The following is a 16,471-nucleotide window of genomic DNA, read 5'->3' as shown; positions in this document are numbered from 1 at the left end:
TACAATGACAAGTTAATTAAAAAGGATGGTTAAAACTAACATGCATCATAATCAAAGCTTAATAAATGAAGAGGTTCACTTTAGTGATGCTCAGCAATTGGTATCCACAACCGATTTACGAGGAGTCATTACGTATGCAAATAAGGCATTTTGCGATGTAGCAGGCTTTAGTGCCCAGGAGCTCGTTGGTAAAAATCATAATATTGTGCGCCACCCAGATATGCCCAAAGCAGCATTTAAAGAAATGTGGAGTACGCTAAAAAGCGGCCACTCATGGCGCGCCATAGTAAAAAATAGATGTAAAGATGGGCGCTATTACTGGGTTGATGCATTTGTAACCCCTATCTTTGAAGGAGATCAGTTAGTTGGCTATCAATCTGTACGTACAAAACCAGATAAAAAACATGTTTTAACAGCCCATAAACTATACGAAAAATTAAATAGCGGTAAAGCCACTTTTAATTTTAACGAACGCACACACTTGCGCCAAATGCTTACGTTAGCCGTTGTATTTAGCTGGCTAATAATGAGTGGGTTTGCCTTTTCAGCCATGGCAGCGGTTATCAACGTATTAATTTGCGTGCTTATTTTGGCCTTAAATTATCAAGAGCTTGTGGCAACCCCTGCTAAATTAAACACCTATAAACAGCATTCTGACTCTATCTCGCGCTATGTTTTTTGCGATAACTCACCGCTAAGTGTGAGTGACTATAAAGAGCAAATGTTACTTGCTAAGCTCAGAACTGTATTGGGGCGCGTAAAAGATGCCACCTATGCCTTTAATAACATTGCTGAAAACCTAGATGATAAATCGACGCTCACCGAAAGAGGCATTGAGGCACAAAGCACACAGCTTACACAAATCGCCACTGCTATGGCGCAAATGACCGCCACTATTGGTGAGATTTCGAATAGTACAACAACTACCGCCGACAAAGTTAATTCTACTCAGCACAGCTGCGCGGATATAAAACAACATATTGCTGATAACAAAAAAATGGTATCTGAGCTGGCAACCCACGTAGATCATGCTGCCAATACGGCTAATAACCTCGCGCAGGAAGCAGATAAAATAGGCCAAGTAATGAATGAGATAGAAGGTATTGCTGAGCAAACCAATTTACTAGCGCTTAATGCTGCAATAGAAGCCGCAAGAGCAGCCGAGCATGGCCGTGGTTTTGCCGTAGTTGCTGATGAAGTACGTGCCCTTTCTTCTCGTACGCAAAGTGCTACGGGGCAAATTCACAGCTCGATTAAAGATATACAAGATACATTGGTTAATTGGTCAAAGGTAATGCAAAGTACAAAACTACAAGCTGAGGGCTGCGTACAAACAACCGAGCAAACACACCAAGAGCTCGATAGTATATTCAATCAAATTAGTGAAATAGCATTACTTACAAACAGTATATCGACGGCTGCAGAGGAGCAGCAGATGGTGAGCCATGATATTGCTAATAATGTAGATAATATAAAAGAGGTGAGTAACGAAAACTTAGCTTTAAGTTTTGACGTTGCTAAAGATGCCGCAGAATTAGTTGCCGGCTCTCAAAAAGTAAGCAACCTACTTTATACATTTAAAGTATAAAGCAATGCAATAAGCCGCCTGCTTGGCGGCTTATTGTGCGTCTAGATTAGCGTTTTGAAAAAATCAGGCCCTGCTCGTTTGCATCTATCACGACAATATCGCCAGGGTTGTACTCTCCCCCTAATAGCTGCTGAGCCAGTGGGTTTTCAATTGTTTGCTGAATAGCTCGTTTTAATGGCCGAGCACCGTAAACAGGGTCGAACCCGCTAGAGGCAATTTTTTCAAGCGCCGCATCACTGATCTCTAATAAGTAGCCCATTTCTGTTAAACGCTCACGCAATTTAACAAGCTGAATATCGGCAATTTCTTTAATATGCTCATTGGCAAGTGGATGAAATACGACGGTTTCATCAATACGGTTTATAAATTCTGGCCTAAATTCGTTAACGAGCACATTCATAACTTTGCTCTTAAGCGTTGCGTAGTCGTTTGTGCCCGCTTGCTCTTGAATAATATCAGAGCCTAAATTTGAGGTCATAATAATAACCGTATTTTTAAAATCAACCGTACGCCCTTGCCCATCAGTAAGGCGGCCATCATCGAGTACCTGCAATAAAATATTAAATACATCGGGATGCGCTTTTTCTATTTCATCAAGCAAAATTACAGAATAAGGCTTACGGCGAACGGCTTCGGTTAAATAGCCGCCTTCTTCGTAACCAACATAACCGGGAGGCGCACCCACTAAACGTGCTACCGCGTGTTTTTCCATAAACTCTGACATGTCGATACGCACCATGGCATCTTCTGTATCAAACATAAAACCTGCAAGCGCTTTAGTAAGCTCTGTTTTACCCACCCCAGTGGGTCCTAAAAATAAAAATGATCCTATTGGTCGATTAGGATCGGCAAGCCCCGCACGAGAGCGGCGTATCGCATTCGCGACCGCAACAACTGCTTCGTCCTGCCCTATCACTTTACTGTGAAGTTGCTCTTCCATTTTTAACAGTTTTTCTCGCTCACCTTGCAGCATTCGCGATACTGGGATCCCGGTCCAACGAGAAAGTATTTCTGCAATTTCGTCTTCGCCTACTTGGTTTTTTAGTAAGCTCATTTCTTGCATTTCAGCTTGCGAGGCTAAATCAAGTTTTCGCTCAAGCTCTGGAATTCTTCCGTATTGCAGCTCCGACATACGCTGTAAATCGCTCGCTCGGCGGGCAACCTCTAAATCAAGGCGCGCTTGTTCAAGCTCAGCTTTAATTACTTGCGTGCCTTGTAACGAGGCTTTTTCTGCATTCCATACTTCATCAAGCTCTCGGTATTGCGCTTCTAAGTCGGTGATGAGCTGCTGCATTTCGCTGCGCCGCTTTTGGCTTGCATCGTCTTTTTCTTTAGCTAAAGCGTTATCTTCAAGTTTTAATTGAATAATACGGCGCTCAAGCTTATCTAAAGACTCAGGCTTAGAATCTATTTGCAAACGAATTGACGAGCCAGCCTCGTCAATTAAATCAATGGCTTTATCTGGTAATTGTCGGTCACTAATATAACGGTGCGATAAATGCGCAGCGGCGACAATTGCCGGGTCAGTAATATCCACCGAGTGATGTAACTCGTAGCGCTCTTTTAAGCCGCGTAAAATGGCAATGGTGTCTTCAACTGAGGGCTCTTCAACCAATACTTTTTGAAAACGACGCTCAAGTGCGGCATCTTTTTCTATGTATTGGCGGTATTCATCAAGCGTAGTGGCGCCCACACAGTGTAGCTCCCCTCTAGCAAGCGCTGGCTTCAACATATTGCCAGCATCCATAGCGCCGTCGGTTTTACCTGCGCCCACCATAGTGTGAATTTCATCAATAAATAAAATCACTTGGCCTTCTTCTTTAGCCAGCTCGTTGAGCACCGATTTTAAACGCTCTTCAAATTCACCACGGTATTTAGCACCCGCCACCAGCGCGCCTAAATCTAGCGATAAAACACGCTTGCTTTTTAGGCCCTCTGGCACTTCGCCATTTATAATGCGCTGCGCTAACCCCTCTGCAATGGCCGTTTTACCTACCCCTGGCTCACCAATAAGCACGGGGTTATTTTTAGTACGGCGCTGCAAAACTTGAATCGTGCGACGGATTTCGTCATCTCGCCCAATAACGGGGTCGAGCTTACCTTGCTCTGCGCGCTCGGTTAAATCAATGGTGTATTTTTCAAGTGCTTGTCGGGTTTCTTCGGCGTTAGGGTCATCGACTTTTTGGCCACCGCGAATTGCTTTTATGGCACTTTCTATTTTAGTTGCAGTGATATTTAGCGCTCTAAAAATATCACCTAAAGGGCCTTTGTCGTCACAGGCCGCTAATACAAATAATTCGCTCGAAATATACTTATCTTTACGCTTTTGCGCATATTTATCACATAAGTTAATAAGCGAAGCCATATTATTAGAAAGCTGTACGTCGCCCCCTACTCCTTCGACTTTAAACAGCTTTTCTATTTCTTGAGAAAGCTTGGTGTTGAGCTCATCTGCACTCACGCCTGCTTGTGCAAGCAAGGCGCGCACGCTAGAGCCATTTTGCTGTAAAAGCGCATACATTAAATGTACGGGTTCAATAAATTGATGATCGCGCCCTAATGCTAGCGACTGAGCATCTGAAAGCGCAGATTGAAATTTACTTGTGAATCTATCTAAACGCATGAGGGTTTACCTATTTAATAAACTAATTGCTTAATAAATGGGTATGTTAATAGAATTGTTCAAGGTGTTAAGAAGAATATTGTGGGGAAATAGTGTTTTATTTGCGCCAGATCAAACTTGCCATACGTCCTGTTTTACCTTCTCGCCGATAAGAGAAAAACAATGATGGCTGAGAAACAGTACAATAATCGCCTCCGCTAATATTAATAACGCCTAATTGCTCAAGCTCAATGCGAGCGATTAGGTAAATATCGCACAAGTATTTATTATTGCTTTGTAATTTAAACGCCTCTTTAAACAACGGAGATTTTGCAATAAATCGCGTAGCAACCTCAGCGCCAACTTCAAATTGCTCAGCACCAATAGCAGGCCCAAGCCACGCATATATTTGCTTACTAGGCGCGCTAAAACAGGCAAGCGTATTTTTTATGATCCCTTTTCCAAGGCCGCGCCAACCACCATGCACTGCTGCAACTTCATGGCCATCATGACTTGCAAACAGAATAGGCAGGCAATCTGCACTCATAATAGCAAGAGGCTGATTTTTAACTTTTGTATACAACGCATCAGCACTGTGTAATGTTTGAAAATTAAAATCTGCATCAACGCAGAGCACATCGGCGCTATGCACTTGATTAAGCCACAGTGGCGGGTTTGGCAGGGATTGCTCAACCAAAGCACGGTTTTTTAGCACGTGCTCTGGATCATCATCAACATGTAGGCCTAAATTTAAGCTATTAAAAGGCGGCTTTGACACGCCGCCTTCTCGGGTGGTACTAAGCGTACCTACCGAGGTTAAATTAGGCCAAGGGGCTGACAAAAAAGCCATTAATACTCTATGTTAGGGTTAGCTTTCGTATCTTCTCTAAGAACCTGAGTCATTGCCACCATGTCATCTGGAATAGGCGCTTGCCAGGTCATCATCTCGCCCGTAATAGGGTGCGCAATACTCAATTTTACTGCGTGTAAGGCTTGGCGATTAAATGTACGTAACATTTCAAACAGCTCCGGCGTAGCACCTTTAGGTGGACGCGGACGGCCGCCGTAGGCTCTATCGCCAATTAACGGGTGGTTTATATACGCCATATGAACACGAATTTGGTGTGTACGGCCGGTTTCTAGGCGAAGGCGTAAACGTGTATGAGCACGGAATTTTTCAGCAACACGGTAATGTGTAATAGCAGGCTTACCCATTTCGTGAACTGCCATGTGTGTACGCTGCGTTGGGTGACGGCCAATCGGCTTTTCAACCATGCCACCTGCGGTCATAGTACCATTACATAAAGCTTCGTATTCACGCGTAAAGTTTTCGCGTTTTTGCAGTGCTTTAACTAAATGTGTTTGCGCCTGAATAGTTTTAGCCACCACCATTAAGCCTGTGGTGTCTTTATCTAGACGGTGCACAATACCAGCACGCGGTACGTTAATAATATCCGGAAAATGATGCAGCAATGCATTTAGCACTGTGCCATCAGGGTTACCTGCACCTGGGTGAACGACTAGGCCCATAGGTTTGTTGATAACCAAAATATCATCATCTTCATAAACAATGTTTAATTTGATATCTTGTGCTTCGTATTCGCGTGGTGCTTCAATGCTGGTTTCAACATTTACAACTTCACCACCGAGTAGTTTTTCTCGTGGTGTGTTATAGATTTCACCGTCAACGGTGATTTTATCATCCAATATCCATGTTTTTATACGTGAACGTGAATAATCAGGGAACAATTGCGCTAATACTTGGTCTAGACGTTTACCACCTAACTCGGTAGGAACCTCGGCTTGAAGTGAAATTTGTTCTGACATTAGTAACTTTACCCAATTTACCAGTGCAAGCTGTGCCTGACTGGGTTAGAATCGCTTTTAATAAAAGCATAATATAATACGCATAGTTTACTCGGTTTTACCGCCGTGGCCTAGCCGAAGACATCGAAGGTAACAAATAAAATGATAAATAAAATAGGGAAACGTGCATTCGCCATTGTTTTTTCAGCTTCTGTACTTACTTTAGGGGCCTGTTCTTCTGCGCCTGACCAAGAAGATATCCAACGCGTTCCTAACAAATCTGCACACGCTTTGTATGAAGATGCAAAACAAACGCTCGACTCAGGTTTATACGCCCGAGCAATTGAGCTGTTAACCGCTATTGATTCACGCTACCCATTTGGCCCTTTCTCAAAGCAAGTACAAATGGATTTAGTGTATGCCCATTACCAATCAGGTAATACAGAGCAAGCATTAGCGACTATCGACCGCTTTATTCGTTTAAACCCAAACCACAAAGATTTAGATTACATGTACTACATGCGTGGCTTGGTTAACATTAAAGCAGATAAAAATGCTTTCCAAGAGTATTTTGGCATAGACAGAGCTGACCGCGATGCAAACCGTACACGTGTTGCATTTACCGATTTATCAACGCTTGTAAAACGCTTTCCAAAAAGTGATTACGCACCAGAGGCTAAACGCCGCTTAGTGTGGCTTTTAAACCGCATGGCGCGTTACGAGCTAAAAGTGGCTAATTACTACTACGAACGTGAAGCTTACCTGGCGGCCGCTAATCGTGGTAAGTACGTTGTTGAGCATTACTCGCAAAGCAGCTATTTAGAGCCTGCACTTGAGATGATGGAAAAAAGCTACGAAAAGCTTGGCCTGACAGATTTAAGTGAGCACGCAAGACTAACGCGTGAATACAATGAATCTAACAAATAAGAATGGCAGAGGTTTTTATTTAAACCTATGTTGATTGTTTAAAAGCCCTCTCTGAGGGCTTTTTTATTGCCTAAAAACGAGTTTAGTTGATGTCTGTGGCGCTTTTTAATACTTAGCGATTAGCCTTCGCACCACACTAAATATATCAATAGCAATTGCACTACACGATTGTATAGCGCTTTTAACAAAGGGATTCACTGTTGATCTAAGTTTTCTTTTTACAGGCGAAAAAAAAGGTAAGCCTAAGCTTACCTTTTAATTAACTCATTGCGGGTTATTAAAGTTCAAAGTCTTTTTTGAACTTTAAACCAAACTCGCTACGGTCATTACTGCGCATTACACCAACAAAACCTGACTGTTGTAAACGACCTACATCGTAAACCTCGTTTAATACGTTTTCACCGTATAAGGTTACTTCCATATCGCCATAAGGATTAGTGTAAGAAATATTAAAACCAACTAACTCACGCGAATCAATAGTCTCGCTTTCATTGTAAACCGACTGGCCTTGCATTTCGCTTCTGAAAGAGTAGTTAGCGTTAAATGCAACGGTTGCACCGCTGTCTAAATCCATAAAGTAAGAAGGGGCAATCATTACAGTCCAACGTGGTGTTAATGCTGGTGAATCACCTTTACCAATACCTTGTACGCCTGCATCTACTTCTGTAATTTCAGAATCTAAGTAACCTACAGAGCTGCGAATTGTGAAATCGTCTGTAATGGCAACGGTAGTTTCAAGCTCAATACCTTGCGCTTTAGATTCACCTGCATTTTCAACAATCGTTACAAAACCACCGCCTGCAGTAGGGTCAGAAAATGGTAAAGCAAGGTCAGTGTAATCTGTTACAAATACAGCTAACATCATAGATACATTTTCATGTACTTGGCCTTTTAAGCCCATTTCGTAGTTAATTGCTTTAGTTTCATCAAACGATACAAACTGATCGGGGCCACCAAATGGACGTGGAGGGAAACCACCGGTTTGGTAACCTTTTTGGATTTGACCATATACATTCATGTTATTGCTGATTTGATATGATGCGTTTACATCCCATGTTACAGCGTCAAACTCTGCACTTACGTATTTACGTTCAGCAAATGTTGGGAAAATCGCATCGGCGTCTTTCTCATCTTTTGAGTAACGAAGGCCACCACCAATACTTAAATCATCTGTTAAATCGTAACTTGTATTAAAATATACAGCGTATGAATTTGTTTCTTGGTTAATTTCAAAATCGCCATAGCCACCAAATGAAGGTGTAACACCATCGTTTAATAAGCCATTAGGTGTATTGAATGGGCTAAATACAAATGGACCTGAACGTGTAAAGCCATCTTCATTAAAGAAGTAAAGGCCTGATACAAAGTCCATATTGTCGTAAGTCGCATTTAGTTGAATTTCAAACGAGTATTGGTCTGCACCACCCTCTTCTGGGAACTCAGATAAGTTAAGTGGTGACGCATCATCATCAAGCCCACCTTCGTATTCAGAAGTACGGTAACTTGAAATAAATTTAGCCGTGTACGTATCATCAATTGCCCAATCAGCAGTAAATGACGTACCCCACCCTGAGTAAGACGTAGATTCAATACCAGCAACGGTAGTGCCTAAATCATCTGGGTCAGATGGGATCATATCCTGTGTTAATAAAGGAAAGTCACCATTAAATACATCATTTGCATCAAGCGGCTCAGTTAACTCAATAGTGTAAGGCGATTGACCCGACTCATTATCAACACCGTCAAGTGAAAAAGTAAACGCTAAATCGCTATTGGCTTGCCATTTAAGGGCTACGCGACCGCTAAACTCTTCTTCTTCACCAATTTCTTTTTCTGGGTTAGCTAAATTGACAGCTTCACCCACACCATCGCGCGTTTTGTATGATGCACTTGCAGACATACTTACTTCATCTGTTAGCGAGTTATTAAAGTATACATCGCCAGCAATACGCCCGCGGCTACCAATTTTAGCTGTAGTTGAAACAATCCCTTCATCACCTGGTTGCTTAGTAATTACATTTACTGCGCCACCTAAGGTATTACGGCCATATAATGTACCTTGTGGTCCACGTAGAACTTCAACACGCTCTACATTTGGTAACGATAAGTTTGACCCCATTTGACGGCCTAAGTAAACACCATCTAAATAAACACCTACACCCGGATCGGTTGTAATTATGTGATCTTGTAGACCAATACCACGAATAAACACAGAGGCATGCGCCGCATTACCTACACCGTAGCGAGTGATATTTAAGTTTGGAACGTATTTACCAATATCTTCTAGGTTACTCATATTGGCTTTATCAATGAGGTTAGCACCAATTGATGTGATAGCGGTTGGAGATTCAAACAAGCTCTCTGTACGTTTACGAGCTGTAACTTCGATTTTTTCAAACGCGTCTTGTTTTGCTGTTGTTTTAGCTTCTTCAGCATTTACTGAGGTAGTTAGTGCAGCGACAATTGCGAGGCTTAACTGTGAGAGTTTGCGTAGTTTCAAAATATTCTCCAAAGGATACCGTATAATTTAGTTATGCGAACTTATTGGCTTGGGCAATAAGTTTTGGGCATAAAAAAAGACGCCTAATAGCATCTTTCCTCTGGAAGGGTATTATATTACATATTTGTGAAGAAATGTATAAAAATTTTCATTTAATAAACATACAGGTACAAATTAATTATAATTTTTGATTATTGTTGGATAACCTACACAAAAAAATGGGCCTTTTGCTAAAAAGTAATCACGTTACACACACTCTAATTTTGTGCACCTTTTATGTTTACATATAAGAGAACCATTATTCCATAAAGCACATTAATTAAAGCTTCGTATAGCTTATCGAACTATGCACTATGATTGATATTAACCAAAAATAGCAATATAGTATTACTATTGCATCTACGGACAGAAATTATGGATATTAAAAATACTCCAATACGCTATATAAAGTGCTTTAATAGTCCAGACTATACTTCACTTTTCTGTGTAGCAGCTAACTACAACATTTTATTAGTTAATTACCAAGCACTTAATGTAATCACAACTTATGAACTTATCAATAAGTTTATGCAAGATAACGGTTATAAAAGCTTAGTTATTTTTGATGTTCCAAAAAATAGTGACGTATTAGCTTTAAAAGAATGGCCTAATTTAAAGGGACTTTTTTACGAAAGTTCAGATGACTCCCTTTTTCAACAAGGCCTTGAAGCTATTGAACAAGGTAAGCTCTGGTTTCCCCGTGATGTGACAGACAGCTGGATGAGACAAATGTTAGCCACTGAACAGCAAACCACCCTGCAATCAAGTAACCTTACTTGTAAAGAAATTAAAGTATTAAACTTGCTTTTCTCCGGTCTACACTCCACCGCTATTGCAGATAGCTTATTTATAAGTGAAGCCACGGTCAGAGTGCATTTACATAAAATTTATCAAAAAATATCTGTAAAAAACAAACAACAAGCATTGCTGTGGTGCCAAAAAAACTTAAGTAAAGTCAATAATTAAGTGGGCTTATTTGAAAACGAATAACGTCCGAATACTCTCCAGCGGCTTGACGTGTGAAGTCCTCCAATTGAATGCTAAGCGGAATGAAAAACTCAGTCTGGCCGGAATACGAAAAGTTTAGACTTGAAGCTTTTACTAAGTTAATTTCTTCTGGGCCTAATTGCAATGTATAGCTAATACCATACTTATTACTAAAAATAGAGTGTAATAAACGACTTTTATTCTCTGAGGTTACATTAAGTTGAACATCCGTATTCGTCACTATTTGTAAGCTAGGTAACATGGTGTATTTTTCTGCTGGCTTCAATTCTCCCAAATAAACAGTATTAGAAAAAGTGTTATAACCTAATAAAGATAAACTAGTTCGGGGTTGGATATTAGTTTCAATCTCGATTTCTATTTCATCTACGGTTTGCTTATTTTCATCATAGAGTCTCAACTCAAGCCTATCAGTGTAATGCCCTGCTTTTACTGGCGTCCCTGCGGGGATCACTAGCCTGATATCTACTTTGCTATTGTTAAGCTTAACCTGATTGATGCTCCTACTTAACAACTGATTTTCTAGACGAATTTGATAGTCAATAAATTGAGAGTTACTTTTAAGGTATCCTTGGTTTTGCGAAGAAAGACTAAAATACAAAGTACAATCCGACGTATTTATTGTGTCTACTCGAATTGTCTTCTCAGCATCGACTTGTGATTTTACGTGATAAAAAGGCAGGTCATCAAACAAGTATTCAATTTCCCCAATACTTGCATCACACTGAGCATTAACTCTACATGCCATAGTTAGTAAAAATATACTTATTGCTAAATACACAATTTTAATGAACATAAATAACCCCTTTTCGTTGAAGTTGCTCTGCATCACGAACCTCTATTAAAAATGTAGTACTATCTTTATTTTGTAAGGTCACTTTATACTGACAAGGAGCAAGGCCAGTTATTGCAAAGCGGCCCCGCTTATTTGTGAAGAATGTATACTCTTTGGCCGATGCTTTATCTTGACAAATAGCCTTTCCCACCATTAAGGCTAAGGGGCTCTCGTCCTTACTCCGAAGAGTTGCAATAACAGAAATATTTGCTGCAGTCCCAATTATTGCCTTATGTCCAGTTTTGTATTTAGGGTAAAAGCTAAGCATGCCAGAACCTATATCATAGCCAGGGGCTAGATCATCAATATCAACAGGAATGTTGATATTGTCATAAGAGCTCAAATCATTAAGTAATATAGTTTTGAAATCTCTATTATCAGCTCTATAGTCATTTTCAACTCGGCCTAATGTAATCACTTTATTTTCTAAACTTTTATGGGCGTTAACCAAAGCAAAGCTATCGTATATAGGCTTTCCAAATGCCCATGCATCATCTGCAAAAGCTATGCTAGATGAGAGGCTTACACGACTTTGATGATAAGCAGAACGAGCATTTAAATCTTTATAAAAACTTGCATGTTCAAGGTTAGCAGCAAAACGGTTTGCGTTATATTGCATGTTTAAATCAAAGATAGTTTTATTTAATTCATTGCTCTCTAAGCCAGCTCGAAAGTTCAAAGCACCGACAAAACGCTGATTACTGTCTTGAGTAAATTCTAGTCTCGTTTTATCACGTCTAGACTGGTGGGATAGTTTAACTCTATGCTGATTATTAAATTTATAGGTAAATGATAAAGTTATACCCCACTCTCGCTCACCTTTTAACTCATCCCATTGCGCCCCTGCAGTATATCTCCACTGACTATTTACCAAGTCGCCTGAGAAATTGACTCCCAGCGATTTATCAAATTGAACACTTTGATGATCTCGGGAAATATTTGTAAAAAAAGAGGCTAATGTTCTATCGTTAACATAATAACTATAACTAGCCTGTGCATAATGCTCTCTATAGCGGTTATTAAACGTATCTTGAGACCTAAAACCTAAAGCTGTAAAGTCTTTTGAACTGTATTCATAACCGAGCGTTAGCTCACTTCCTAAGTTGCTCATATTATAGCTACTATAAACAGTACGGTAAGCGTATCCTTGGCGTTCCGCGAAGCTAAATGCGCCCTCAAATGCCAGTTGCCCTATTTGAGCTGCATAGATTTGTTTAAAGCCAATTTGTTGCGCGTATTTATCTCCCTGCGCTGTAACCCCTGCAGTCCAACTTGGGGTCAGGCCATAATCCAGATAGGCACTGAGGAAGGGAGAATCTGGTTCATACTCGAGTTTATCGCCAGCCTCAGCAGGAACGCCTAAGTGAATTTCATATTCAAGCTGCCCTTGTGCAAATAGATCTAAGCCAGTCGCAACATCAAAGTTTACATAGCGCACAACGCCAGCTATATCAGTAATTTTTAGAGAAATATTATTGCTGCCTTCGCTCAAAGGTATGTCATCTAAAGAATAAATACCCGCAACCAAATTAAGGCGCTGAATAATTCGTTCATCGACATATACCTCTACACTTGAAGGGCTTTGAAGAGTAAAGCTACGTGAAGCAGTTGGCCTTATGGGCCTGTCTGATAATAGAGAAAAATCATGTGCTATTGAAAAGCCTAACAAACGAGAAGAGTTCTGGAAGTAGCCACCAGAGCTAAAGTTGTCTCCAAGAGAAAGACGCATACCTAAATTTGGTAAATCATGAATAAGCCGAGTTCCTCGCCGCTTAAAACTTGATGAGGCTGGCTGCGATATTTTATTATATTCGAATTCATTTTCTACCACCCAGCCTTGCCAACTCGCTACAATTTCGGATCGTAATGCGTATTGCTCTTGAACTTGCTGTTGCTCCTTATCATCTTGGTGAACGTAGCTTGCATATGCGTTAACAAACCCACTCGCATTGGCTGGTTCAATAGCCTTCAACCTTTTCCTTTGCATTTGCGCACTTAATTTTTGTGGGCGGGTTAATTCTACGGGAACAACAACGTCCAAACTAAAATCACTCATATCAAACACAACACTAAAACCTAGTTCCCTTAATGAAGTTACCGCTAAAGTATTGCCTTTTAATACCTTAAAAAGCTCCCTCTCTTTTTCTTCAAGTAAAATTTCGCGAAGGTGTGGCTCTAATTCGTCCCACTTTAAAAAAAGGGCATCATTTTTATCAACTTTAAGGGAGACTTGACCTATAGGGCTTTTATTTAATTGAACTGACACATTAAGTTCAATTGTCTTACTAGAAGGGTTTATTTTTGCTAACAGGCTAAGTGGTAAAAAAAATACAGCAAAGAGGAACACTGCTAAAGTTTTCATTGCACTAAATCTAAACTTAAATACTCTACCTCACGGCTTTCAATATGTTCAGGTAGCTTAACTTTTATGGTCTGTGTGGCATAAGGCGCAAAAAAAACATCGTACCCCTTCTCCAATAAAGCTTGTTTTTCAAAAGTAGTTACAACGGATTTATTTGTAGTTACTTTAATTTTATAGTCACTGAGCCGCGCAGCCCCCTCTCCTTCATTTTTGACTTGAGCTAAAAGCTCTCCACTTTCTATTTTAGAAGTCAGTATTTTTAAGTTAGGTAAATATATATCCCTGTCTACGTGAACAACTAAATTTACATTCATTAATATTTTAAGTTGCGAGGTACCACTTCCGATATTAGAAGCCAAAGGCTGCTCTATTAAACTGACCTGATAACTCTTATCCTGCTGTGGGAGCCTCTGTCCAATCCATCTAAATTGAATCCTCTGACCTTGCCCTTCTTGTAAAAATAGTGAGGGAGGAAATACCCATAATGGAGAATCTTCCAGCTTAATTAAAGAAGGACTCGGTGTAGAAAAATCGATTTCATATATTTCAATGTCAAATGCAATCTCTCTAGGCAGTTGATTAAAAATTAGACTGGAAGGTATTTTTGAAGGCTTCTCCGGGGATAATGTAATCACCATAGGTGTTACTTCCAGAGCCTCTACCGATATAGAAATATTACATATTAGTATCATTAAACATCGGGAGAGCCACTGAACACAAAACATTAGAATATAACCTCTAACTCACTATCAGAAGCTTGAAACTCTTTTGGTATTGAAATTGAAATATTGCTTTTTGAATTTGGAAGTAAAATTTTACCTGATAGGGCTCTACTCAGATCCATTCCTTCTAAAGTTAATACTTTACCCTTAGATTTAATATTCCACTGACCTTTTGAAAGGCGTACATATTTGTTCCCTTGGTTTTCTAACGACACACCCCATTGATTTTCTGCTAATTGTTTTTTTTCTTTAATTATTAGGTTAGCTTTAGCATTATCGGGAACAACGTTAAATAGCGTTCTAAAACTAAGTGACATACCAACACCAGATTGGGCATTTTCGTTCAAGTTAACTGACACTTGTTCTACGGTGATTCGATAAGACTTAGAGTGGTTAATAATGGGCTCCCCAATATATCGAACGATTACCGATTGACTATTTCCCGGTGGGATAATCGTTGTCATAGGAATAATTAAGAAGTCTTCTTCGTTTACCTCTAAAGACTCAACGCCATTATCACTTATACTCATATTAAAAGCAGAAACATCAATAGTTAAGGGTTTATCAGATGGGTTTATTATTCGAAGTGTTTGCTGCGACTGACTACCTTGAGAGCTGAGATCGGCTACCATAGGTCTCACTTGAAAGGCATTGACTGAAAATGAAAGCAAACAAAATATAAAGATAAGTAAAATATGCATAGAATTCCCTCCTGAATAAAGGCAGTGCATAGTCACTGCCTTTTCTATTTAACTTTAGTTTGCTGTTACAGTTAGCATTAAAGTATCTGCATACGTACCTGCATATACAGGAGTCTGAGTAACTTCTAGGTCAATCATTCCTGTTACGCCTGTCGTTGCTAATGTGTTACTTCCACCATTGCTTTGAAAAGCACTCTGATCATTCGTTCCATCTTCAGCTGACAAAGTAAAGTCATAAGGACCTGCTGTTAAATGAGCAGTGTATCCTACACCTCTGTCTTCGTGATCAGCGTTTTGAAGGTGTCCCTCAGAAGTAGTTAAAGTAAGTGTTGCACCATCCACATCATTACATTTCAAGTCAAAATTAACTGTTTTTGTATTCCCCAACGCAAGAGCTGGAAAGTAGTGTGTTGTTGCAATATTGCTTACTTCACATACAGACTCAACGGCACCACCTACATTTAAGTTTTCTGCTAGTGCTGAACCTGAAGATAGTGCTGCGATTGCTGAAATTACGATTAGTTTATTCATTGTTATATTCCTTATCCATGTGACATATAGTTTGTTATGTTTAATAAATGTGCGTTTAAAGCACGCCACCCGATACTACTGATGGTGTCATTTCTATGCGGATCACATCCTGGTAGCTTCCTGCATATATCAAGGGTTCATCTAGAGTTAACTGAATCTCAGCAATGCTATCAAATAAAATATCATTAATATTAAAACTATATGTCGATTTGGTTGCCTGTGCCGATACAGACACATTGTTGTTGGCACCTTCCAACTTCCAGTTAATATTATATGAACTTATTCTACTGCTTTGCTCATGACTCAAACCGCCATTAAGTGACTGCATTGATATTCGCATTGGCGAATTACAGTTTATCTCTAATGTTGTATTAGCAACGCCATCAGAAGAAAACTCTAGGTTATTATTTTGTGAGGTAAATTCACACACCGGAGAAATATGCCCCACCAATGTAATACTTACTTCATCGTTACTATATGCATAGGATGCAAAGCAACATAATACTAACCATGCTAGCCTCTTCATCACTGTCACTTCCTTTGAACTACCTTGCTAATACAGTGGTAATGTTAAGCTAAAAATCAGGTTTAGAAAGTTGTTATTTGATTACAAAACAAAGGGTAAGACTAAATACACTGTAGCTAAGCATACCTTTTGGTATAAACATTTAAGTGACTCGTAAACGATAAAGGTAGCCTCTTTATTATTATCACTCTCTTAAAGTCCGCTTTAACGCTATGTTTAATGTTTATAAACAAGCAAAACGTAAGATAAATAAGAGATAAACAATTAATTAAACAGTAATTACTATTTTATAAATTATTAGATAAACAACTTTAATAAATTCAAATA

The 16,471-nt window shown here is 39.7% G+C and carries 13 protein-coding genes; 3 read left to right on the top strand and 10 right to left on the bottom strand.

Going from position 1 to position 16,471, the window contains the following annotated elements; all coding sequences use genetic code 11:
* Positions 1 to 40: 40 nt before the first annotated feature.
* Positions 41 to 1,588 carry a methyl-accepting chemotaxis protein gene (locus MSC25_RS07910; RefSeq protein WP_248443099.1) on the top strand — a complete coding sequence of 516 codons (1,548 nt, stop codon included), beginning with the start codon at positions 41 to 43 and terminating at the stop codon, positions 1,586 to 1,588.
* 46 nt (positions 1,589 to 1,634) lie between these two features.
* Here MSC25_RS07910 and clpB read toward each other — a convergent pair whose 3' ends face one another.
* From clpB to rluD, 3 genes are all read right to left on the bottom strand, one after another.
* Positions 1,635 to 4,211, bottom strand: a complete 2,577-nt coding sequence (clpB, locus tag MSC25_RS07905) for an ATP-dependent chaperone ClpB (protein ID WP_004587334.1) — start codon at positions 4,209 to 4,211, stop codon at positions 1,635 to 1,637.
* 97 nt (positions 4,212 to 4,308) lie between these two features.
* Entirely contained in the window at positions 4,309 to 5,040 is a 732-nt protein-coding gene (pgeF, locus tag MSC25_RS07900; protein WP_248443097.1) for a peptidoglycan editing factor PgeF, read from the bottom strand.
* Positions 5,040 to 6,017, bottom strand: a complete 978-nt coding sequence (gene rluD, locus MSC25_RS07895; protein ID WP_004587336.1) for a 23S rRNA pseudouridine(1911/1915/1917) synthase RluD — start codon at positions 6,015 to 6,017, stop codon at positions 5,040 to 5,042. Before rluD ends, pgeF begins: the two co-directional genes overlap by 1 nt.
* 141 nt (positions 6,018 to 6,158) lie before the next feature.
* Here rluD and MSC25_RS07890 point away from each other — a divergent pair, with 141 nt between their 5' ends.
* Entirely contained in the window at positions 6,159 to 6,923 is a 765-nt protein-coding gene (locus MSC25_RS07890; protein WP_024031852.1) for an outer membrane protein assembly factor BamD, read from the top strand.
* A gap of 277 nt (positions 6,924 to 7,200) precedes the next feature.
* On the opposite strand, the gene MSC25_RS07885 is transcribed toward MSC25_RS07890, so the two are convergent.
* Complete coding sequence (locus tag MSC25_RS07885; protein ID WP_029773462.1) at positions 7,201 to 9,423, bottom strand: TonB-dependent receptor; 2,223 nt, start codon at positions 9,421 to 9,423, stop codon at positions 7,201 to 7,203.
* Between the two features lie 414 nt (positions 9,424 to 9,837).
* On the opposite strand from MSC25_RS07885, the gene MSC25_RS07880 reads away from it, so the two are divergent.
* Positions 9,838 to 10,428 carry a LuxR C-terminal-related transcriptional regulator gene (locus MSC25_RS07880; RefSeq protein ID WP_029773461.1) on the top strand — a complete coding sequence of 197 codons (591 nt, stop codon included), beginning with the start codon at positions 9,838 to 9,840 and terminating at the stop codon, positions 10,426 to 10,428.
* Here the strand turns inward: MSC25_RS07880 and MSC25_RS07875 are convergent.
* From MSC25_RS07875 to MSC25_RS07850, 6 genes are all read right to left on the bottom strand, one after another.
* A complete protein-coding gene (locus MSC25_RS07875) occupies positions 10,418 to 11,263 on the bottom strand; it encodes a hypothetical protein (protein WP_248443095.1) in 846 nt (281 codons plus the stop codon). The two genes, MSC25_RS07880 and MSC25_RS07875, sit on opposite strands and share 11 nt — an antisense overlap.
* On the bottom strand, positions 11,253 to 13,664 hold the full coding sequence (locus MSC25_RS07870) for a fimbria/pilus outer membrane usher protein (RefSeq protein ID WP_248443094.1): 2,412 nt from the start codon (positions 13,662 to 13,664) through the stop codon (positions 11,253 to 11,255). Before MSC25_RS07870 ends, MSC25_RS07875 begins: the two co-directional genes overlap by 11 nt.
* Positions 13,661 to 14,302: a hypothetical protein gene (locus tag MSC25_RS07865; RefSeq protein WP_248443091.1), complete on the bottom strand. Its 642-nt coding sequence runs from the start codon at positions 14,300 to 14,302 to the stop codon at positions 13,661 to 13,663. Before MSC25_RS07865 ends, MSC25_RS07870 begins: the two co-directional genes overlap by 4 nt.
* A gap of 86 nt (positions 14,303 to 14,388) precedes the next feature.
* A complete protein-coding gene (locus MSC25_RS07860; RefSeq protein ID WP_248443089.1) occupies positions 14,389 to 15,087 on the bottom strand; it encodes a DUF916 domain-containing protein in 699 nt (232 codons plus the stop codon).
* 54 nt (positions 15,088 to 15,141) lie between these two features.
* The gene (locus tag MSC25_RS07855) at positions 15,142 to 15,618 is read right to left on the bottom strand and encodes a hypothetical protein (protein ID WP_024031845.1); all 477 of its coding nucleotides are present in this window, start codon (positions 15,616 to 15,618) and stop codon (positions 15,142 to 15,144) included.
* Between the two features lie 55 nt (positions 15,619 to 15,673).
* The gene (locus MSC25_RS07850) at positions 15,674 to 16,144 is read right to left on the bottom strand and encodes a hypothetical protein (protein ID WP_024031844.1); all 471 of its coding nucleotides are present in this window, start codon (positions 16,142 to 16,144) and stop codon (positions 15,674 to 15,676) included.
* Between the last annotated feature and the right edge of the window lie 327 nt (positions 16,145 to 16,471).

This window comes from Pseudoalteromonas sp. 1CM17D (assembly GCF_023161805.1).
Taxonomy (GTDB): Bacteria; Pseudomonadota; Gammaproteobacteria; order Enterobacterales; family Alteromonadaceae; genus Pseudoalteromonas; species Pseudoalteromonas atlantica.
Note: the sequence above shows the minus strand (reverse complement) of the source record. Positions and strands in the feature narration are given on the sequence as shown.

Bases quoted from the DNA above. Each gene is read 5' to 3' on its own strand.
- MSC25_RS07910 (WP_248443099.1), top strand. From the start codon at position 41: ATGCATCATAATCAAAGCTTAATAAATGAAGAGGTTCACTTTAGTGAT.
- clpB (WP_004587334.1), bottom strand. From the start codon at position 4,211: ATGCGTTTAGATAGATTCACAAGTAAATTTCAATCTGCGCTTTCAGAT.
- pgeF (WP_248443097.1), bottom strand. From the start codon at position 5,040: ATGGCTTTTTTGTCAGCCCCTTGGCCTAATTTAACCTCGGTAGGTACG.
- rluD (WP_004587336.1), bottom strand. From the start codon at position 6,017: ATGTCAGAACAAATTTCACTTCAAGCCGAGGTTCCTACCGAGTTAGGT.
- MSC25_RS07890 (WP_024031852.1), top strand. From the start codon at position 6,159: ATGATAAATAAAATAGGGAAACGTGCATTCGCCATTGTTTTTTCAGCT.
- MSC25_RS07880 (WP_029773461.1), top strand. From the start codon at position 9,838: ATGGATATTAAAAATACTCCAATACGCTATATAAAGTGCTTTAATAGT.
- MSC25_RS07875 (WP_248443095.1), bottom strand. From the start codon at position 11,263: ATGTTCATTAAAATTGTGTATTTAGCAATAAGTATATTTTTACTAACT.
- MSC25_RS07870 (WP_248443094.1), bottom strand. From the start codon at position 13,664: ATGAAAACTTTAGCAGTGTTCCTCTTTGCTGTATTTTTTTTACCACTT.
- MSC25_RS07865 (WP_248443091.1), bottom strand. From the start codon at position 14,302: ATGGTGATTACATTATCCCCGGAGAAGCCTTCAAAAATACCTTCCAGT.
- MSC25_RS07860 (WP_248443089.1), bottom strand. From the start codon at position 15,087: ATGCATATTTTACTTATCTTTATATTTTGTTTGCTTTCATTTTCAGTC.
- MSC25_RS07855 (WP_024031845.1), bottom strand. From the start codon at position 15,618: ATGAATAAACTAATCGTAATTTCAGCAATCGCAGCACTATCTTCAGGT.
- MSC25_RS07850 (WP_024031844.1), bottom strand. From the start codon at position 16,144: ATGAAGAGGCTAGCATGGTTAGTATTATGTTGCTTTGCATCCTATGCA.